Annotated in this window: 13 protein-coding genes and 2 tRNA genes; 7 read left to right on the plus strand and 8 right to left on the minus strand. The window is 67.5% G+C overall.

Features of this window, described 5'->3' with window-relative positions; all coding sequences use genetic code 11:
* Positions 1-415: 415 nt before the first annotated feature.
* The 3 genes from QP415_RS06110 to QP415_RS06120 all read right to left on the minus strand — a co-directional run bounded on the left by QP415_RS06110 (position 416) and on the right by QP415_RS06120 (position 2,093).
* Positions 416-505: transfer RNA gene (locus QP415_RS06110), tRNA-Ser, on the minus strand.
* A 78-nt stretch (positions 506-583) separates the two neighbouring features.
* Positions 584-670, minus strand: a tRNA-Ser gene (locus QP415_RS06115).
* An 82-nt stretch (positions 671-752) separates the two neighbouring features.
* Positions 753-2,093: an AGE family epimerase/isomerase gene (locus tag QP415_RS06120; RefSeq protein ID WP_285099392.1), complete on the minus strand. Its 1,341-nt coding sequence runs from the start codon at positions 2,091-2,093 to the stop codon at positions 753-755.
* A 249-nt stretch (positions 2,094-2,342) separates the two neighbouring features.
* Here QP415_RS06120 and pgm point away from each other — a divergent pair, with 249 nt between their 5' ends.
* On the plus strand, positions 2,343-4,019 hold the full coding sequence (gene pgm / locus QP415_RS06125) for a phosphoglucomutase (alpha-D-glucose-1,6-bisphosphate-dependent) (protein WP_285099394.1): 1,677 nt from the start codon (positions 2,343-2,345) through the stop codon (positions 4,017-4,019).
* A 147-nt stretch (positions 4,020-4,166) separates the two neighbouring features.
* Here pgm and QP415_RS06130 read toward each other — a convergent pair whose 3' ends face one another.
* Positions 4,167-4,931 carry a hypothetical protein gene (locus QP415_RS06130; RefSeq protein ID WP_285099396.1) on the minus strand — a complete coding sequence of 255 codons (765 nt, stop codon included), beginning with the start codon at positions 4,929-4,931 and terminating at the stop codon, positions 4,167-4,169.
* Between the two features lie 205 nt (positions 4,932-5,136).
* On the opposite strand from QP415_RS06130, the gene QP415_RS06135 reads away from it, so the two are divergent.
* The 5 genes from QP415_RS06135 to QP415_RS06155 all read left to right on the plus strand — a co-directional run bounded on the left by QP415_RS06135 (position 5,137) and on the right by QP415_RS06155 (position 11,941).
* On the plus strand, positions 5,137-6,465 hold the full coding sequence (locus tag QP415_RS06135) for a hypothetical protein (protein ID WP_285099398.1): 1,329 nt from the start codon (positions 5,137-5,139) through the stop codon (positions 6,463-6,465).
* Entirely contained in the window at positions 6,465-7,763 is a 1,299-nt protein-coding gene (locus tag QP415_RS06140) for a hypothetical protein (RefSeq protein WP_285099399.1), read from the plus strand. The genes QP415_RS06135 and QP415_RS06140 overlap by 1 nt, the downstream gene beginning before the upstream one ends.
* Positions 7,756-9,273, plus strand: coding sequence for a multicopper oxidase domain-containing protein (locus QP415_RS06145; protein ID WP_285099401.1), 1,518 nt, complete (start codon positions 7,756-7,758; stop codon positions 9,271-9,273). Before QP415_RS06140 ends, QP415_RS06145 begins: the two co-directional genes overlap by 8 nt.
* Positions 9,274-9,426: 153 nt before the next feature.
* The gene (locus tag QP415_RS06150) at positions 9,427-10,647 is read left to right on the plus strand and encodes an MFS transporter (protein WP_285099403.1); all 1,221 of its coding nucleotides are present in this window, start codon (positions 9,427-9,429) and stop codon (positions 10,645-10,647) included.
* Between the two features lie 46 nt (positions 10,648-10,693).
* A complete protein-coding gene (locus QP415_RS06155; RefSeq protein ID WP_285099405.1) occupies positions 10,694-11,941 on the plus strand; it encodes an App1 family protein in 1,248 nt (415 codons plus the stop codon).
* A gap of 1,846 nt (positions 11,942-13,787) precedes the next feature.
* Here QP415_RS06155 and QP415_RS06160 read toward each other — a convergent pair.
* Complete coding sequence (locus QP415_RS06160) at positions 13,788-14,396, minus strand: LytR C-terminal domain-containing protein (protein WP_016460550.1); 609 nt, start codon at positions 14,394-14,396, stop codon at positions 13,788-13,790.
* 190 nt (positions 14,397-14,586) lie between these two features.
* On the opposite strand from QP415_RS06160, the gene QP415_RS06165 reads away from it, so the two are divergent.
* Positions 14,587-15,732, plus strand: a complete 1,146-nt coding sequence (locus QP415_RS06165; RefSeq protein ID WP_285099407.1) for an acyl-CoA dehydrogenase family protein — start codon at positions 14,587-14,589, stop codon at positions 15,730-15,732.
* Between the two features lie 197 nt (positions 15,733-15,929).
* Here QP415_RS06165 and QP415_RS06170 read toward each other — a convergent pair whose 3' ends face one another.
* From QP415_RS06170 to QP415_RS06180, 3 genes are all read right to left on the minus strand, one after another.
* A complete protein-coding gene (locus QP415_RS06170) occupies positions 15,930-17,171 on the minus strand; it encodes a variant leucine-rich repeat-containing protein (protein ID WP_285099409.1) in 1,242 nt (413 codons plus the stop codon).
* Between the two features lie 116 nt (positions 17,172-17,287).
* Positions 17,288-18,100 carry an anaerobic ribonucleoside-triphosphate reductase activating protein gene (locus QP415_RS06175; protein ID WP_285099411.1) on the minus strand — a complete coding sequence of 271 codons (813 nt, stop codon included), beginning with the start codon at positions 18,098-18,100 and terminating at the stop codon, positions 17,288-17,290.
* Position 18,101: 1 nt separating this feature from the next.
* Complete coding sequence (locus QP415_RS06180) at positions 18,102-19,964, minus strand: ribonucleoside triphosphate reductase (RefSeq protein WP_442953468.1); 1,863 nt, start codon at positions 19,962-19,964, stop codon at positions 18,102-18,104.
* Positions 19,965-20,388 lie beyond the last annotated feature (424 nt).

Genomic DNA, 20,388 nt, shown 5'->3' on the forward strand with positions numbered 1-20,388 from the left:
CCCTATTGGTGGCATGGTGGGCAGCCTGCCCAGGCCGCCACCTATCGGGTTAACGTGCGCATGAAAGGGCCCAGGCCACCACCTATCGGCCCCACGAGCGAGTTGGTGGAACCCGCATGAGGCTGAGTCGCGTCGTGAGAACTGGATTCATCGCCGTGGGAGTGATCATGTGAGGCGGTGAGACAGTGCGGCACTGGTGGCAGCTGGGCCCCACAACTGGCGACCTTAACCCGCTAATGCGCAGCTAAACCCTATTGGTGGCATGGTGGGCAGCCTGCCCAGGCCGCCACCTATCGGGTTAACGTGCGCATGAAAGGGCTCGGGCCACCACCTATCGGGCCCACGTGCGAGCCAATGCGACGACCCAGCGAATACGAAAACCCCCGCGCTTCTTTCGAAGCGCGGGGGTCATGCGCGGAGACGGCGGGATTTGAACCCGCGAGGGGCTATGCACCCCTACCTCCTTAGCAGGGAGGCGCACTCGACCGGACTATGCGACGTCTCCAGTGCCGACTACTTTAGGGCATTTTTGCCGCGAGCGCGAACGTGCGCCCGCCGCGATGCCCATTGGCGGTCGGCTCGGCGGAGGGCGAGGGATTCGAACCCCCGGTGCCATTGCTGACACAACGGTTTTCAAGACCGTCTCTTTCGGCCACTCAGACAGCCCTCCAGACTCGGATCATCCTACAGGACTGGGCCCGGGGATGCGACCCTCGCATCCCCGGGCCCGAGCCCATCAGAGACTTGATGCGTCAGCCGCGCAGGCCGAAGAAGTTCCAGGACTTCTTGTCGGGGGCCGGTTCCTCGGGGCGGTCGAGGAGGCCGCGTGAGATCGCGGGGGCTGTCGGCGGCCACAGCGGCACACGGATCGCCAGCGTCGCCTGGATGGCGTGGTAGACGTCCCAGCGCGAGGACTTGGCGGGCTGCACGTTCTCGTTGTGGGCGCCGAGGCGGCGCACCCAGCGGCCGGGCTGGCTGATGAGGTAGTCGTGGATGTAGTCGACGAAGGAGCGGTAGCAGTGCTCGAAGTGCTCGACGTCAGAGATGCGCGAACCGTCGTCCAGCATCGCGCGACGAACGGCGACAGCGGCGCATACGCCCTCGCAGACAACCCACTGCTGGTGCTCGTCTTCGCCGGGGATCGGGTCGCCCTCGTCGTCCACGCCGGTGGAGAAGCCGGGGCAGGCGTCGGTGCGGCGCCATCCGTCGACGCGGGCGCGCTCAAAGAGTTCGGTCCCCATCTCGAGGAGGTAGTCGGGCACCTCCCACCCCATCGAGCGCAGGCCCGCGCGCACCTGGAGGGCGAAGCGTGCGAGCTGCATCGAGTGGCCGGTCACGTAGCCCTTGTAGTAGCGGCGCCCGTCGTTGAGGAGTTTGCCGGCCTCGTGGTCGGCTTCCCAGTTTTCGTCGAAGTACTCCGGGATGCGCCATCCGTTCTTGGAGGCGACCTTGTAGGCGAATGCTGTCATCTTCTCGGCGCGGTCGAGCCACTCGGGTTCGGTCGTGGCCTCGGCGGCGGCCATGTAGGCCTCGATCGTGTGGATGAGGGTGCCGAGCGTGTGGACGGGGACGGCCTCGGTGAAGGCCTCGTCGTATTCGTCCCAGACGCGCCCGAAGTCGTCGGTCCACAGTTCCTTCTGTTCGTCGAGCATGCGGTTGAGCAGCTCGTGGGCGCCGGGGCGGTCGGCGACGGTCGCGGCGGCCGCGCCGAGCAGCGCGTACACGGTGTGGTACTGCGATTTCACGCGCGAGGCCTCGTCCCATGGCACGCCGTGTCCGTCCTCGTCGGGTTCGGGCTTGATCGCGAACCACATGCCGCCGTTGACGGGGTCCGTGAAGTAGTCGGTGAGCGCCTTGACGGCGTGATCGGCGTAGCGGCGTGTGCCGGGCAGGCCCATGAGCGCGCCGAGCGAGAACACGTAGGCCATGCGGCCCGTGACAGCCAGGTCGATTGATCGGGTCGGGTCGGGCTTTCCATCAGCGTCGAGGTGCGCGAAACCAGTCGCGACGATCGCGCCTTCTGCCTCTTCAATGAGCGCCTGCATGTGGCTGCTCAGCCAACGGTTATGTTCGATGGAATCAAACCATCCCACGGTGTTCCTCCTGACGACACAGTCACGGTCTTCGGTGACCGATATCTCATAGGATAGTCGCTCGCTGGCGGTTTTGGGAAAACGTGCAGACCCCCTGTCCTCTCTCGGGGACGAGGCCGGAGCTACCCCCGCTGCCACCTGCCCTTTTGCGCCCTCCCAGCCACAACCTCGAACAAGAGAAAACAAGGAAAAGTCCACGCCCTGGGACGGCGCTAGCCACAAAGCGGCGTAACGTGCAACACTGTCACTATGCATGAACGAGCTGGCACACGTGCCCTTCCAGAAGACCTCATCAACGTCGACGATGTCATCTCCGCCTACTACGACATCGTCCCTGACCCGACCGACGTGGGACAGCGCGTCGCGTTCGGAACGTCGGGCCACCGCGGCGCTTCGTTGGACGGTAAGTTCAACGAGGCGCACATCATCGCCATCACCGCGGCGATCATCGAGTACCGCGCCTCCCAGGGCATCAACGGTCCCCTGTTCATCGGCCGTGACACGCACGCCCTGAGCGAGCCCGCGTGGCGCACCGCCCTGGAGGTCCTCGCGGCCGCCGGCATCGACACGCGCATTGACTCGCGTGGCTCCTACACGCCGACCCCCGCCGTGTCTGTCGCGATCCTGGGCGCGAACGGCGCGCCGGCCAACCTGCGCGCCGAGGGCGATGGCCTGGCTGACGGCATCGTCGTCACCCCCAGCCACAACCCCCCGCGCGACGGCGGCTTCAAGTACAACCCGCCTCACGGCGGCCCCGCCGACACCGATGCGACCGGCTGGATTGCGGCGCGCGCCAACGAGCTCCTCGACTCGGGTGAGTGGAAGAACGTTCCCCGCGTGACCGGCTCGGACCTGCTGCACGACCCGAACATCAAGCCCTTCGACTACCTGGACTTCTACGTGTCGCAGCTGGATCAGGTCATCGACATCGAGGCCATCCGTAAGGCGGGCGTGCGCATCGGCGCGGATCCGCTCGGCGGCGCGTCGATCGACTACTGGGCGGCCATCGGCGAGCACTACGGCCTCGACCTGACTGTCGTGAACCCCGAGGTCGACCCGGCGTGGCCGTTCATGACCCTGGACTGGGATGGCAAGATCCGCATGGACTGCTCCTCGCCCTACGCGATGGCGTCTCTGCGTCAGGCCATGACTCCCGATGCCGAGGGCAACACCCCCTACGACATCGCGACCGGCAACGACGCGGATTCGGACCGTCACGGCATCGTCACGCCTGATGGCCTGATGAACCCGAACCACTTCCTGGCCGTCGCCATCGAGTACCTGTTCACGCATCGTCCCGGCTGGGGTGCGGATGCGGCCGTGGGCAAGACCCTGGTGTCCTCCGCGCTTATCGACCGTGTTGTGGCCGCGATGGGCCGCGACCTGATCGAGGTGCCCGTGGGCTTCAAGTACTTCGTGCCCGGCCTGCTGTCCGGGACCGTCGGTTTCGGCGGCGAGGAGAGCGCGGGAGCTTCCTTCCTGCGCAAGGACGGCACCGTGTGGTCGACCGATAAGGACGGCATCATCCTGGCGCTGCTCGCCTCGGAGATCCTGGCCGTGACCGGCAAGACCCCGTCGCAGCTGCACGAGGAGCAGGTTGAGCGCTTCGGCGCCTCCGCCTACGCGCGCATCGACGCGGCCGCCTCCCGCGAGGAGAAGGCGAAGCTCGCTGCGCTGTCCGCGGACGACGTGACCGCGACCGAGCTGGCCGGCGACCCGATCGTCGCGAAGCTGGTGCGCGCGCCCGGTAACGACGCGCCCATCGGTGGCCTGAAGGTGACGACCGAGTACGCGTGGTTTGCCGCGCGTCCTTCGGGCACCGAGGACGTGTACAAGATCTACGCGGAGTCCTTCAAGGGTGCCGAGCACCTGGCGCAGGTCCAGGAGGCCGCCAAGCAGGTCGTGTCCGACGCCTTGAACGGCTGATGCTCTGACGGCGCCCGCTCACGCGGGTTGCGCGAGGGGGGCGGCGCTCATATGAGCGCCGCCCCCCTGCTATGTTCGCTGGTCACGCGTGGCCGCGGATGTGCGCGACCGACCGTGAATGTGCGCGGCCGCGCGAGCGCCGGTTCGTCACTTGCCGGACAGATCATTCAGCCACGACGAGTCGGGAGCCTTGATCGGGCCAGCAATCTGCGACGGGTCGAGATTCTCGATTCCCTCGACGAACTCCTTCACGGTCTCCTTGACGCCCTCGACGGCCTCGTTGACCTTACCGCGGATGGGTTCGGAGATGTCAGGCGGCAGGGCGGGGCCTCCCACAATAGGATCCGGCATGCGCCAGTCTCCGGGGCGCGAGCCAAAATGGGGGTTAATCACGTGATCGGGATCGCCGATGACATCGCCCGAGTCACCGTTACCGGAGCCGTAGCTGTGGCCGCTGATACCCGAGCCATAGCTGTGGCCGCTGACACTCCCGCCACCGTTGATGATGTCGTCGATTGCCTCTCCGCCGAGGCTGTGCCCCGACAGGGCCGAGCCGATGCTGTGGCCCCTGAGCATGTTGCCACCGCCGGAGCCGGAGCCCCCACCGTAGCTGTTGCCGTCGATGATGGAACCGATGAGCTGGCTGTTCTCGTCTTCGGTGGCGATAAAGTCGCGCTCGGCAGCTTCGAGCGAGTCAGCGTGTTCATCCAGGCTCGTGCCCGTCTTGGTTGCCTGGTCCGCAAACTTATCTTCGACGCCTTGCATCTGCGACGACAGGCTCGTGCCGGGCATTGCCGAGGCGAAGGCGCTGGCTCCGCCCTCGGGGCGAGCCGAACGAACTGCCTCTGCGGCCTCGCGCGCCGTCGAAGCGAGGCGAGGGAATTCGCCGGCAACAAATGAAAGATCGCTCATCGTCCACTCCTGTGTTCATAGATGCGTGACCTGGACAATATTACCGGACGGAAACCTGATGCGCACCCATTCATCCAGGGGACCCTGACTCCCCTATCGCACATTTTTACCGCTCACACCCCTAGAAAATTGGTGACGGGGCGGCTACCTTGGCACTGTCGCCCCGCCGGGGCCCGACTCACGCCCACCACCTCCAGGAGCCCACATGAGCGAGGCACGCCCACCCGCACGCGACGCGGGACCGGATGCGCCAGCCCACGCCTCGTCGATAGTGACGAGGCCGCCCATCCCCCGCCTGCCCGTCGGCCGCCTCGCGTTCCTCCTCCTCGCCGGCATCGCGCTCCTGGCGGGACTGGACGCTTCCCTCGTGCGCCTGGGGGCGCTCGCACCCGTGGCTTCGACGAGCCTGGGGACCGTGCACGGGCTCCTCATGATCTACGGGTTCCTGGGTACCGCGATCTGCCTGGAGCGCGCGGTCGCCTTGCAGTCCGACGGGCGTCGCGCGTGGGCGTACGCGGCTCCCCTGCTCACCGGCGCGGGCGGTATCAGCGCGGTCGTCATCTCCGTGAATGCGGGCGTGCGCGAGGCGCTCGCGAACCTGCCGATCCCGCGTTTCCTCGCCGCCCACCTGACCGGATTCGCGCCCGAGCGCATGATGCCCGGATTCCTCATCACCCTCGGTATGGCGACGCTGTGTGCCATCTACTGCTACGTGTGGGCGCGCCGCCAGGCGACCCACGCGGTCCTCATCCAGCTGATGGGCGCGCTTATCGGCCTGGGCGGCATCCTCCTGTGGTGGCGAGGCCTCGAGACGCCGCGCGCGGTGCCGTGGTGGCTGGCGTTCCTGATCGTCACGATCGTCGGCGAGCGCGTCGAACTCGCGCGACTCGCCTTCGCGTCCGGCTCCACCGAGCGTCGTATTACCGCCGAGAGCGCGGCCCTCATGGTGGGCCTGACCGTCGCGCTCTACTCCCCCGCGATCGGTTACCCGCTGATCGGACTGAGCCTGGGTGCCCTCATGGTCGACACCGCGTGGCACGACGTCGCGCGCGGCACCGTGCGCATGAAGGGCCTGCCGCGCCTGGCCGCCGTGTGCATGCTGAGCGGATACGCGTGGGCGCTCGTGCCCGCGCTGATGTGGGTCGTCGCGCCCCCGGCCTTCGACGGGTACGGCTACGACGCCGGCGTCCACGCGATCACGATCGGTTTCGTCGTCTCGATGCTGCTGGCCCACGCTCCCGTCATCATCCCGGCGGTCGCCCGGCGCGAGGTCCCCTACCACGTCGCCATGTGGGTGCCCTTCGCGTTCCTCCAGGTTTCCCTCGCTCTGCGCCTCCTCGCGGGCGCGCGCGAGGCTGCCTACCCGTGGCGCCTGGGCGGCACCCTGGGTGTCGTGGGCGTCCTCCTGTTCGTCGCAACGACGCTGACGGTGACGATTCGCCGGGCGCGCGCGGTCTCGCGGGAACGCCGCCTCATCGACGAGGCCGACTCGCCCTCCTCGGGTCCCGCATCGTCGGGCGGAACGGAGGTGTGATGAGCAAGCCCCGCGTCCCCCGCACGGACCGCGCGACCTCCATCTGGATGTGCGTGGCGGCGGCGTGCGCCGCGATCACGATCGTCGCCCGAGGCCTCATCCCGCAGAACCTGTGGACGATGATCCACCTGGTAACCCTCGGCGTCCTGTCAAACGGGATCTTCCAGTGGTCCTGGTACTTCACGCGCGCGCTCGCACACCTGGCCCCGGATGATCGGCGCGCGGGGCGCGACAACACCGTGCGCATCATTGCGTTCAATCTTTCCCTCCTGCTCCTCATCGGCGGCATGTGGTCGGGTGTGTGGCACGCGACCGTCACGGGCGCGACCATTGTCGGCGCGATTGCCGCATGGCACGGGTGGGCGCTGCTCACTGCATCCCGCGAGCGCCTGGCGTCGCGTTTCGCGGTGATTATTCGCTACTACATCGCGGCGGCGTTTTTCCTGGTGGTCGGCGCGACGCTGGCCGGTTTCGTCACGGCGGCCATGTTCGACGCGAATGCGCCCGCGTGGCTGGCCTCGGCCAGGGACCGCCTGACGGTCGCCCACGCGCTGGCGGGTGTCGCCGGTTGGGTGGGCCTGACGATGGGCGGGACCCTGGTGACGCTGGGGCCGACCGCGATGCGCACGCGCATGGATCCGCGGGCCGTGTCCTTCGCGACGAGCGCCCTGCCTCTGTGGGTGGCTGCGCTCCTCGTCGCGGGTGCGGGCACGCTCGCCGGGTCGATGCGCGTGGCGTCGGTGGGTCTCCTCGTCGTCGTGGGCGCGGCGGCGCTGGGCGTCGGCGTTCCGCTCCTTCGCGCGGCCCTCGCAAAGGGTCCGGCCGAGTACGGCGCGTGGTCCCTCACGCTGGGTGCCGCCTGGATTCTCGTCGCCGGCGCGGGAGCGTCCCTGCGTGCCTTCGAGGCAGCGGACACGACCGGCCTGCGCGCGGCGTTCCTGCCGTGGCTGCCGATCCTCGGCGCGGCCGGCGTGGGCCAGCTCTTCGTCGGCGCGCTCACCTACCTGATGCCCGTCGTCATCGGCGGCGGCCCGTCCGCCGTGCGCGTCGGGGTCGGCGTGCTCGAGGCCGGGGCTCCCATCCGGGAGGCGGCGCGCAACGTGGCCGCAGTGTTTGCCCTCGCCGTCGCATCCCTGGGCGGCGTGTCCGCCGAGCGCCTCACCATCGCCGCATGGGTGGTCCTGCTGGCCACCTACGTCGTCGACATCATCCTCATGGCCCGCTGCGGCGTGGCCCAGGCGCGCGTCAAGCGTGCCGCCCAAACCCCCACCACCACGCAAGGAGGCCACCGTGGCTGACCTGAACCTGTCTGCGTCACCCTCATCGGGAGGAAAAACCCCGAAGTCGTCCGCTTCGACGGGCGGCTCGACGGGAACGCCGAAGCTGCGCATGAGCCCGGCGGGCGACCACTCGCCCATTAGCCGCACGGCGGGCGCGATCATCGGCGTCGTCTCCGTCGTGGCGCTCGCGCTGGCGGTCTTCCTGTCCAACCCGTCCGCGCCCACGACGTCGGGCACGGGGACCGCCTCGGGGACCACGGCCTCGTCGGTGACGCCGACCGGGCACACGACCCGCGTGTCGGTAGGCGTCGAGGGCATGGCCTTTACACCCAACCACATTGAGGTGCCGGTCGGCGATCGCCTCATCATCGACTTCACGAACTCGGGGGACCAGCGCCACGACCTGGTGTTCGAGACTGGCGTATCCTCCGGGTCCCTGGCGGCGGGTGAGACGAAGGAGCTGGATCTCGGCGTCATCGGCGGCGACGTCGAGGGGTGGTGTTCCCTGCCGGGTCACCGCGAGATGGGCATGACGCTGCACGTGCAGGCCACGGGCGCCTCCTCCTCTGGCGTGTCGTCCTCGTCGGGGGCATCGGCCTCGGGCGGCCACGCGGGACACAACCACGGCGAGGATGCAACCGGCGGTCCGACCACGGCGACGGAACTCACCGACTACGCGGCCTCCATCGACGCGCGCGACCCCGTCCTGCCGCCGGCCACGAACGAGACCGAGCGCCACTACACCTTCACGGTCACCGAGCAGACCGTCAACGTCACGAGCTCGCTGACGCGCGAGTCGTGGACCTTCAACGGGGACGCTCCCGGCCCGATCCTGCGCGGACACATCGGCGACACCTTCCACATCACGCTCGTCAACAACGGGACGATGAGCCACTCGCTGGACTTCCACGCGGGCCTCGTCGCCCCCGACAACGTCATGCACTCGATCGAACCCGGGCAGACCCTCGAGTACACCTTCGTCGCGAAGAACGCGGGCATCTGGCTCTACCACTGCTCGACCGCGCCCATGTCGATGCACATCGCGAACGGAATGTTCGGCGCCGTCATCATCGACCCGACCGACCTGGATAAGGTCGACCGCGAGTACGTCATGGTCGCCTCCGAGCTCTACCTGGGCGCGGACGGGCAGCCCGCTGACGCCTCGCTCCTGTCGGCCCTGCAGCCCAACGCGATGGCCTTCAACGGCGTGCCCTTCCAGTACAAGGCGCACCCGATCCAGATCAAGACCAACGAGCGCGTGCGCGTGTGGGTCATGGACGCGGGCCCGAACCTGGCGACCACCTTCCACGTCGTCGGCACCCAGTTCGACACCGTGTGGCGCGAAGGTGCCTACGTGATCCGAGGCGGCGGAAGCGGCGGCGGCTGGGGACAGGTCCTCACGTTGGGCGCCGCCGAGGGCGGCTTCGTCGAGTTCACTCCGCTCGAGGCCGGCCACTACGCCTTCGTCAACCACGCTCTCTCCCTGGCGGAAAAGGGCCAGCTCGGCGTCTTCGAGGTGACCGACTAGACCTTTCCCCGCTCCCCGGCCACGGCCTCGTCCTTTTTGACGAGGCCGTGGCTTTTTTCGCGGGTTCCCCTCCCCGTTCGGAGGGTTCGAATGGTTACGAACGCCCTATTCCGCTTGGCTTTCGGGACGCTACCCCGGTGATAGAATGGATGGATGCTCGGCACCTATCTTGACATTCTGCGTTACCGCCAGTCCTGGAAATTCTCCGCGGCTTGCCTTGTGCTGCGCATGCCGATGTCCATGGTGGGTCTGTCAACGATCCTGATGGTGCGCACCGAGTACGGCAACTACACGCTGGCCGGCGCCGTTGCCGCGGTCAACATCATCGTCATGGCACTCTGCGCGCCCATCCTCGCGCGCCGCGTCGACCGCCACGGGCAGCTGCGCGTCATGGGCCCAGCCTGGACTATTTCAGTCCTGTCAATGTCTGCTCTGGTCGCGGCCGTCATCATGCACGCCCCCGCGTGGACGCTCTTCATCCCGGCCGCCCTCGCGGGTGCCACGTGGGGAGCTCCCGGCGCGCTCGTGCGCTCGCGCTGGTCGACGATCCTGCACAAGCCGGGCCAGCTGCAGACCGCCTACGCTCTCGAATCCGCCGTCGACGAGTTCGTGTACATCGTGGGCCCCGTGCTGGCCACCGTCCTGGGCACCGCCCTGCACCCCGCGACCGGCCTCATCATCTCGATCGCGAGCCTGGCAGTGGGCGGCTTCCTGTTCCTGTCGCGCCGCGACTCCGAACCCGCGATCATCCCCCACGATCCGAGTGCCCCGCGCGAGTCCGTCATCCGCAAGCCCGTCGTCCTCGTCATGGCGGCGACCTACATCGGCATGGGCATGACGTTTGGTGCGATGGAAGTGTCGATGGTCAGCTTCACCGAGGAGCTGGGTACCCCCGCGCTCGGCGGCATCCTCCTCGCCCTCTTCTCCATCGGCTCGCTGACGGCCGCCCTCGTGTACGGCGCACGCACGTGGAGGCGACCCACCTGGCAGCTCTTCGTGATCGGCGTGATCGCGATGGCGATCGGCATGAGCCTGTTCCCCGTGGCCTTCAACGTCTGGACGATGGCCATCGTCATCCTCATCACGGGCCTTACCTGCGCCCCCACGATGACGAACGTCAACGTCATCATCCAGAAGTCCGTCTCCCCCGCGAAGCTCACCGAGGGCCTGACCTGGATGTCCACCTCGATCAGCCTGGGCATCTCGCTCGGCACGGCGATCGCCGGACCCGCGATCGACGCGATCGGCGCGCGCGGCGGCCTGTTCACCATGGCCGGGGCAGGGTGGGCGATGGTCGTGCTCATGCTGATCGGCCTACCCGCGCTACGTAAGGGCACCACGGCCGCCCCGACGCCCGAGCTCCCCCTCGACTGAGGACCGGGCTTCGCCGATTCTTGCGCCCTCCCGGGCGCGAAGACCTATGATTGCCATCATGCGCCTCCGACCGCCCCTCATCGACGACGAATCACCGTCGCTCGCGCTCGCCCTGACGGCAGGCGTGGGTGAATTTGCCTCGTCTCTGCTGGTCGCCGCCATGTCGCAGGGCCGGTACTACCCGGGCGTGGTCGGATTCGGCGGCATCGGCTCTGAGCGCAGCGCCCGCATCCTCGGTCGCGTCCTCATGGCGCGCGGCGACGACGGTCGTTCCTGGCTGCAGACCCGGCGCGGGTGGCGTCAGTTCTTCAACGCGCAGGTCCCCCGCCAGCCCGTGCTCATCACGGTCGGCAACGCGCGCCGACTCGCATTCGCGGACCGCGGCGGATTCGTCGACATGACGGTGCTCGGCCACGGCCTCGAGCCCGGCTGGCACAACGCGACCATCCAGGTCCTGCACGCGGGCGACGTGCGCGCACTCGGTCTGTCCGAGGACACCGCCGCCAAGCTCGCGACCACCCTGCGCACGGCGACCCCGTTGCCCGCCCCGGCCTCGGCGATGTACGAGCGGCCCCGCAAGGGCCGCATCCGCGCCGGACGCCCCGCCCGCGTGCGTCTGCGCATCGTTTCCGACGACGAGCGCTTCGGCGTAGTTTCTGACATCGACGACACAGTCATGGTGTCGATGCTGCCGCGCCTGGTCACCGCCGCGAAGCACGCGTTCCTCGACCGCGTCTCTTCGCGCGAGGCCGTCCCCGGCATGGCGAACCTGCTGACGACGCTGACGACCTCCTCGGCCACGTCAGAGGGCGTGCCCGAGGGAACCCACTCCCCCATCATGTACCTCTCGACGGGCGCGTGGAACGTCGTGCCGACCGTTCGTTCTTTCCTGGAGCGCGCCGGTTACCCGGCAGGCGGTTTCCTCATGACGGACTTCGGCCCCTCGAACACGGGCTGGTTCCGCTCGGGCCCCGAGCACAAGCGCCGCGAGCTGCGCCGTCTGGCCCGCATGTTCCCGCACATGCGCTGGCTCCTGGTCGGCGACGACGGGCAGCGCGACCCCGAAATCTACGCGGAGTTCGCCCGCGAGTTCCCCCAGTGCGTCGCGGGCATCGCGATTCGCTCCCTATCCGAAATCGAGCAGTTCATGGCCCACGGCAGCTTCGAGGCCATGGTCCCCGACGCGCTGTGGACCGTCCCCGAGTCCATCCCCGTCTGGTACGGCTCGGACGGTGAGGCGCTCCTGGAGAATATCCGAGGTCGTGGCACGGCCGGGCCGCTGAGCGGCCGCTGAGCGGGCGCTGACCGGGCACTGATCGGGCGCTGACCGGCCACTGACCGGGCATTCCCGCCGACGTGACGCTGCTTGACGCCCCACGGGCCTCTGACCGGCCACTGAGCAACCGCTAACCAGCCACTGAGCGGGCATTCCCGCCGGTGTGACGCTGCTTGAGGCCCCACGGGCCGCTCTCCCGTCAATTTCGCATGCAATTCCCCTGAGTGTATTTCAAGTATTGAAGTCTAATCGTTGATATTCCGCGGTTTTTGAGCGCGCGTTGATTCGTGTCGCGGGGGAATTGCATGCGAAATTTGTCTGGACCAGGCCCTGGCACGGCCCGCAGGCGCTGCAGTCAGGCCCCGCGCCTCAAAGCCCGCCCGTGCCCTCCGGTCCCTCCGCACCCTCCGGTACCTTCCAGTCCCGCCACCGCCCTCCGCACCCCCGGTGCCTTCCACACTAGTGGGGCCTGTTGTGCTGTCGTGGCTCGCTCGATCTCTGCCTCGCGTTCGGTACAAAACTCTCCCTGCTCGGCTTCTTGGTGGTGACAACGGTACAAAACTCTCCCTGCGCGCATAAAAAGTGCCAAATTGAGCCATTTCTGGTGTGCGGGGAGAGTTTTGTACCGGATATGTGGCGAGGGTGGGTGTGCCGGGAGAGTTTTGTACCGGATATGTGGCGAGGGTGGGTGTGCCGGGAGAGTTTTGTACCGGAGGGGCCCGGTGCGGTTGTAGTTGGGCGAGTTGTGTTGTGCTCTTGCGTAGTCCTTGTGCCAGTTGGCGGGCTATGGCAGCGCCCTGCCGCCGCCCACGGGCACCGCGGCCAGGCCCTCCGTGCTCGCCGGTGCCCTCCACACCAGTTGGGCCTGGTCGCTGATGGGTAGTGCACCGGAGGGCCTACGTCTGCACGCGCGAAAAAGTTCTCCCTGCGTCCCTGTTAGATCGTGAAAGCGCGAAAAAGTTCGCCCCGCGCGCTCAAATTGGCCCAAATTCGGCGTTTTTATGCATGCTGGGCGAACTTTTTCGCGGAAGAGCCGCCGGAGGGGCGGTGTTGGGCGAACTTTTTCGCGCCAACCGGTACTGCGGCCGGGCTCTCCGTGCCACTGGCGTTCTCCAGACCGGTGGCCGGCGGGGGTTTTGCACTACACGAAGCCCTCTTGCGGCGTGTCGCCGGCGTGTCGGACCCCCGTGTAGTGCAATTCCCCCCGACTGGCGGCGGCGCGGACGCGGTTTGCGGTGCTGGGGCGCCCAAACCGCAGACCACCTCGGCGAAAAACACTGAAAACGGGCCGCTAGTGGCGAAGTAGCCTGCGTTTTGGGCAGTTCCCGGGGGTATGGGTTGCTCGCGCACATTGTCGGGCGCCTGGCCAGGGTGGTAGCGACCCGACAGCCACATTGCGCGTTCGCACGTTAACCCCTGAGTGTGCGCGTAAACCCCTTGATACGCACGCAAACCCCTCGACATGCACGTGGGCGGGGCTGCCCAGGCTCGCATGAGCGGGTTAACGTGCGCATGAGAGAGCCCACGTGCGACTTGTCGGGCCCACGTGTGCTGCCAGAGGGGCCCGCGCACGGGGCACGATGCAGGGTTCGCAGGAACGAGGCAAACACAAGCAACTAAAATCGCGACTTTCCCGCGTGACAAAGCCGAAAAGTCACCCTGCTAGCAACACGATTTGTCCATCCTTCAAGTTGGCTCACGCCACCTTCAACACCAACTTTTCCGCACCAGCAAGCCGAAAAGTCACCACAAAACCGACACGTAGTGTCCTATTACCCTTTAACCCCGAAACGATGCTCATCGACAAACGACATAAAAAGGCCGCCCCGAGGGGCGGCCTTGTCGTTGATGCGACGCGTCGATCCTACTTTGATCCGGACATCGGGCGGCACTTGGCGGGCTGCTCGATGGGATCCGTGGACTTCAGGACGCGCTGCACGTCTTCGGCGCTCATCGCGTCGTCGTAGAAGGTTCCCAGCTCGACCGTGACCGTGGAATCCTGCGCGTCGGAGAGGCGCACGTGCGCGCCGGGGAAGAAACGCGCCACCGAGTAGGCGTTATCCACCGCGTTCGGACCGGCGGTAATGCGCACCTTGCCGGTGTACTCGACGTCCGAGTTCGCGGGCTCCGCCGTCTGGAATCCAGCGGTTGTCAACATGTCCGTCGCCTTGGATGCCAGACCCTGGTGTTGCGTCGTGTTGATGACGGTGACGGACACCTGGCCGGGTGCAACGGGCTTCGCGTTCGCCGTCGGGCAGGGGATATCGCCGGTCTCGGCGTACTTGATCTTCACCGAGAAGTCGTTGCCGAAAGGAACGGGAATGATGCCCGTGAACACGAGGGAGGCCACCACCGCGGCCACTAGCATCACGACACCGATGACAGCGAACGTCGTGTTTTGACGCTGCTGACGCTCGCGCAGGAATCGCTGGCGCGGGGTGAGGGCAGTGCGGGGCGCGTTCGGAGTACTCACAGTGTCCAGCCTATCGAATGGGAGCGGCCCGAGGCCAGACAACGCCCCGTCAGGCACGTTACATCTCGCCGTCCCACACCCCCGGCGCTACAGTAAGGTCACCCTGAGTAACGGGGCCACCGTGCTACCGCGCCACGTCGCGCGAGGCGCCCCGGCCTCGTCCCTTCGTCCGACCCGAAAGAGGACCGCGATGAGCTTCCTGGACACCGACCTGCTCGCCCGCATCCACGAGCGCGCCGCCGACGCCGACGCCGCGAACACCTACCCCGAGGCCGACCTCGCCGACCTGCGCGAGGCCGGATACCTGTCCGCGTTCGTCCCCACGGAGTTCGGGGGCGCGGGCCTGAGCCTGACCGAGATCGCCGCGGAACAGACCGCGCTGGCCAAGGCGGCGCCCGGCACCGCGCTGGGCATCAACATGCACCAGATCATCGTCGGGCTGGGCCGCTACCTGGTCACCCACGGCAACGCGCGCGGCGAGCAGATCCTGCGCGACGCGGTGGCCGGCGAGGTCTTCGGCTTCGGAATCTCCGAGCCGGGCAACGACCTCGTCCTCTTCGGCTCGACGACGCGGGCGACCGCGACCGCGGACGGCGGCTACTCCTTCGAGGGCACGAAGATCTTCACGTCCCTGTCCCCCGTGTGGACGCGCCTGCTCATCTTCGGGCGCGCACAGACCGAGGAGGGCCCCAAGTCCGTGTTCGGCATCGTCCACCGCGACGACGAAGGCTACTCGATCAAGGACGACTGGAACACGCTGGGCATGCGCGCCACCCAGTCCATGACCACCCTGCTTGAGGGCGTGACCGTGCCCGAGGAGCGCATCCTCACGATCACGGACCCGGGCCCGAGCGCCAACCCCGTCATCTTCGGCATTTTCTCCCACTTCGAGATCCTGCTGGCCGCCACCTACCAGGGCGTCGGCGAGCGCGCCGTCGAGGTCGCCGCCGAGCACGTGGCGAAGCGCCGCTCGGTGAAGAACCAGACGACCTACTCCAACGACCCCGACATCCGCTGGCGCATTGCCGAGGCGGCGCTCATCATGAACGCGGTCGGCCCGCAGATCCGCGAGCTGGCGCGCGACATCGACGAGGGTGTGGACCGCGGCCGCTCGTGGATGCCGCAGCTGTCCGCCGCGAAGAACGCGGCCGCCGAGGCCACGCTGCGCGCCGTCGAGCAGGCCATGCGCGCGTGCGGGGGCAGCGCCTACTACAACACGCACGAGCTCTCGCGCCTGTACCGTGACGCCCTGGCCGGCCTCTTCCAGCCCTCCGATCAGGAGTCCCTGCACGCCGCGTGGGCGAACCTGATCCTGGGTCCCATCGAGAAGGCGTAGCGCCGGAGCGGGAACGAGGCCGGGCCGCCCCGTCACGCCACACCTGGGGCCGCCCCGCGGCGCCCGGGTCGCGACGCGCGGCCCCAGGCGCCGTCCCACAGGACGGCCGCACCCAGGCCTCGTCGACTCAGACAGAGGGCGGGCCCGAGGATTTCCTCGGGCCCGCCCTCCGTTATGCGCGCGTCATGCGCGTGGGGTCAGTCGTTCCACGTGAACTTCTCGGGGCCGATCTCGCCGGTCGTGCCCGTCATCCAGCCGCCGCGCGCCAGCGCGAAGGACTGGCCGGTCTTCGTGTTCCAGCAGCTGATGCCGTCCTGCGTGGAGTGGCAGGCGTAGTCGCCCTTCGTGGCGGCCGCGCCGTAGGCGAGGGCGTTGCCGCCGCTGGGCGAAGCACTCTCGCAGGACTGTCCGGCCTTGTCCTTCGTGGCGGTCAGGACGCCGACCTTGTTGCCGGTGCAGGAGGCGAAGCCGTCCTCGGCCCAATCGGACTCGCCGATGCCGCAGCTGACGCCGTCAGCGGTGAAGGAGCAGGTGATATTGCCGGAGGGCGAGGAGAACGAGTCGACGGTGATCGCACCGGCGGGGGCCGGGTACTTCACGGGTTCCTCGGTCGTGGCGCTCACAGAAGGCGTCGGGGTCGACGAGGACGAGGAGGACGACGAGCTCGGGCTCGAACCGGCCGCGGGTCCCTCGTATCCGCGCGTGAACACGTAGATGACGAAGGCGAGGAGGACCGCCGCGGTCACGGCGAGGACGCCGAGGATGACCGCCATGACGGGGAAGCCGCGCTTTTCCTTGGATTGTGCGGCGGGCGCGGCATTCTGCGGAGTGCTCGGCTGGACCTGGTAGGACGCGCCTGCACCCCGGTAGGCCTGGGGCGTGGGCTGCGTGCGCGCGGGGGTGCCCGACGCGCTGGGGTAGGACGAGCCGGAGGACGCGCTCGGGTAGACGGCGGTCGCCTCGGGATCCTGGGCGGCCTTGCCACCCATGATGGAATGACGCTGCACCTGGGCGACGACCTGCTCGCGAGCACCCACCTGCGGGACGGGAGCATTCGTGCCGACGACAGCCGAGTAGGGGGTGGTGCGCTCGACCTGCGAGTAGGAGTTCACGCCGCCCTGACCCAGGACGTACATGCCGGACTCGGAGGTGCGGATCGAGGAACCGGCGACGGCGCCCGACACGTCTCCATTCATGACGAGGAAGCCGTTAGAGTCGATGTAGCCGTCGTAGTCGTCGCGCGCTTCGAGAGCCGCGTTGACCTGCGGATCGTTGAACTGGTGCAACCAGTCGAGCAGCCCGCGGTAGGCGTGCGGGTGGGCGGCCACCACCGGGCGCAGCTCGGGGTAGCGGTACGCCAGCTGGCGCAGCGCTTCAGCGTCGGTCGACGGGTCCTGGGCAGCCGCCGCAGGGTCGTCGAAATGCAGCTCTTCAGCCATCGAAACTCCAGACTTCACGGTCACGAGGTTGTTACACAATACCGCGATCAGGGGTCACAAGTGAAACCTTCACCATATTTTTTCCCACCATGCGGCGCTGTCACTTGACAAAAGCTCTACGAGTCACCACGGAAGATAAATCTGTCAAAGCCAAGGGTTTCGATGTCCCGCGCGAGGGAGCGTACCTGATCGTCCCACCCCGGCCTCGTCGCACAGAACCCGTCCGGCGTCCCCATGTCGCGGGCCTGCTGGAGAGCAAAGGTCCTCGCCCCCATCTCGCGCGCCCGTGCCGCCACCTCGAAACCGTCGCCGGGACCATCCGGGTAGACGGTCAGGCGCACCTCGTGGTCCACCTCGGGGTGGGCCAAGACGATGCCCAGCGATTCCCACGCCCGCTCGCCGGAGCCCGATCGCCCAGCCACGGCCTCGTAATTGCCCCGGGTCGCCTTCACGTCGATGCCCACCCAATCGACGAGGCCCGCGCCCAGCAGGTCCGCCAGGCGGCGCGGGTAGGGGCCCGCGGTGTGCAGGCCAACGCCAAAACCCAGCTCGCGCACGCGAGCCATCGCCGCCCCGAGCGCAATCTGGCGGGTGGCCTCACCGCCGGAGAACACGACCCCGTCCAGGAGGCCGCGCCTGCGCGCCAGCAGATCCTCCAGGGCGTTCCACGCGACCACGCCCGGGATGCGCGGATCGATAATCGCACTGTTATGGCAGTACGGGCACGCCCACGGGCACCCCTGCAAGAACAGGGACGCCACGAACTTCCCCGGCCAGTCCACGGTCGACATCGGCACGAGGCCCGCGATCTGCAGGTCGTCCGGCGCCCACTCGCGGTTCGCTCGCCCCCCGACGAGGCCGGGGCCGCCCAGGCTCAGCGTGCCCTCCCGGGGAGCCCCGGCCTCGTCAATCGGGGGACGGGCGCTCACGTCAGCGGCTCCCCGCGGGAGGGAACGCGCTGACGAGCTCACCGTGCACGTCTGCGGCGGTTTCGGAGAACATCTGGCGCTCGTGGTACTCGCCCTTCTTGCCGATGTTGAAGGACTGGACCGGACGGAAGTAGCCCATGACGCGCGTCCACACCTCGCAGGCCTGCGGCTCGGCCTCCGGGTGGGCGGCCGCGCATTTGTCGCAGGTGAAGTGCTCGCCAGCCAGGTAGCCGTGGACCGGGCAGATCGAGAAGGTCGGCGTGATCGTGATGTAGGGGACCTTGAAGGCCGTCAGCGAGCGGCGCACCATCTCCTTGCAGGCCTCGCCCGAGGAGACGCGCTCACCCATGTACAGGTGCAGGACCGTGCCGCCCGTGTACTTGCCCTGCAGGACCTCCTGATCCTCGAGGGCCTGGAACGGGTCATCCGTGTAGGCGACCGGCAGCTGCGAGGAGTTCGTGTAGTAGGGCTCGTCGGGCGTGCCCGCCTGGATGATGTCGGCGAAGCGCTTGCGATCCTCCTTCGCGAAGCGGTACGTCGTGCCCTCCGCGGGGGTGGCCTCCAGGTTGTACATGTGGCCGGTGGCCTCCTGGAGCTGGACCATGCGCTCGCGCACGCGGTCCAGGATGCGCACGCACATGTCGAAGCCGCGCGGGTCCGTCAGGTCGTAGGCGTCGTCACTGAAGTTGCGCACCATCTCGTTCATGCCGTTGACGCCAATCGTCGAGAAGTGGTTATCGAGCGTGCCCAGGTAGCGCTGCGAGTAGGGGAAGAGGCCGTGGTCCATGTGGTACTGGATCGTCTCGCGCTTGATCTCGAGGGACTTCGAGGCCAGGTCGATGAGCTCGTCCATGCGCGCGACGAGGCCCTCCTCGTCCCCCTTGTACAGGTAGCCGAGGCGCGCCATATTCAGCGTGACCACGCCGATCGAGCCGGTCAGCTCCGCCGAGCCGAAGAGGCCGTTGCCGCGCTTGAGGAGCTCGCGCAGGTCCAGCTGGAGGCGGCAGCACATCGAGCGGATCATGTGCGGATCCAGGTCCGAGTTAATGAAGTTCTGGAAGTAGGGCAGGCCGTACTTCGCGGTCATGTCGAAGAGGGCGTCGACGTTCTCACCTTCCCAGTCAAAGTCGGGCGTGATGTTGTACGTCGGGATCGGGAACGTGAAGACACGGCCGTCCGCGTCGCCACCCGTCATGACCTCGATGAACGCGCGGTTAATGAGGTCCATTTCCCGCTGCAGCTCGCCGTAGGTGAAGTCGACGACCTCGTCGCCGATGAGGGGGTGTTCGTCCGCGAGGTCGTCCGGGCACGTCCAGTCGAAGGTCAGGTTCGTGAAGGGGCACTGGCTGCCCCAGCGCGAGGGCACGTTCAGGTTGTAGATGAGCTCCTGCATGCACTGCACGATCTCCTCGTACTCCATGTTGTCCAGTCGCACGAAGGGGGCCATGTAGGTGTCGAAGGAGGAGAACGCCTGGGCGCCCGCCCACTCGTTCTGGAGGGTTCCGAGGAAGTTGACGATCTGGCCGCAGGCCGACGAGAAGTGCTTGGGCGGGGCCGAGGCGATCGCGCCGCCCACGCCGTTGAAGCCCTCCTGGATGAGGCGCTTGAGGGACCAGCCCGCGCAGTATCCGGCGAACATGTCGAGGTCGTGGATGTGGTAGTCGCCCTCACGGTGCGGGGCGCCAATCTCCGGAGTGTAGACGTGCTCGAGCCAGTAGTTGGCGACGATCTTGCCCGCCGAGTTCAGGATCAGGCCGCCCAGCGAATACCCCTGGTTCGCGTTGGCGTTGACTCGCCAATCGGAGCGATCGAGGTACTCCTCGACGGTTGCAATAGCGTCGACGTCATAGCGGGGTGCGGTCATTGTTCTGGTCCTGTCTTTTCTGCGTTGCCGCGTGTCTGCGTGTCTGCATGTGTGCAGTGGGTACTTCGGCGTGGAGATCTGTGTGGTGGGGCTGTGTGGGGCGGTGGATGCCTCTCGCCCTACCGCCGCTTCGGTGGGCGGCGGAGCCAGCAGTGCTGTTCGGACGCGTGATCGACACGTCGTGAACACTGTGCCCTTATGGGGCGCGGTCGTGGCACTGTGGGTGATGGAGGTTTTCTCCGCCCGATGCGCCCCTCCCCTAGATCTAGGGATACGCGACCACGAATTACTAGATCTAGTGTTTGAGCCGAACGACAACCACAGTATCTAGTGTCAAACGTGCGTCAGAAATACGACGCGCGCGATGCCTCGTTCCCCTCATCACGTGCGCGCTTTTTCAGAATCCATCGGGGACCTACGTCCC

It is taken from the genome of Pauljensenia sp. UMB3104 (genome assembly GCF_030217285.1).
In the GTDB taxonomy this organism is placed as follows: Bacteria; Actinomycetota; Actinomycetes; order Actinomycetales; family Actinomycetaceae; genus Pauljensenia.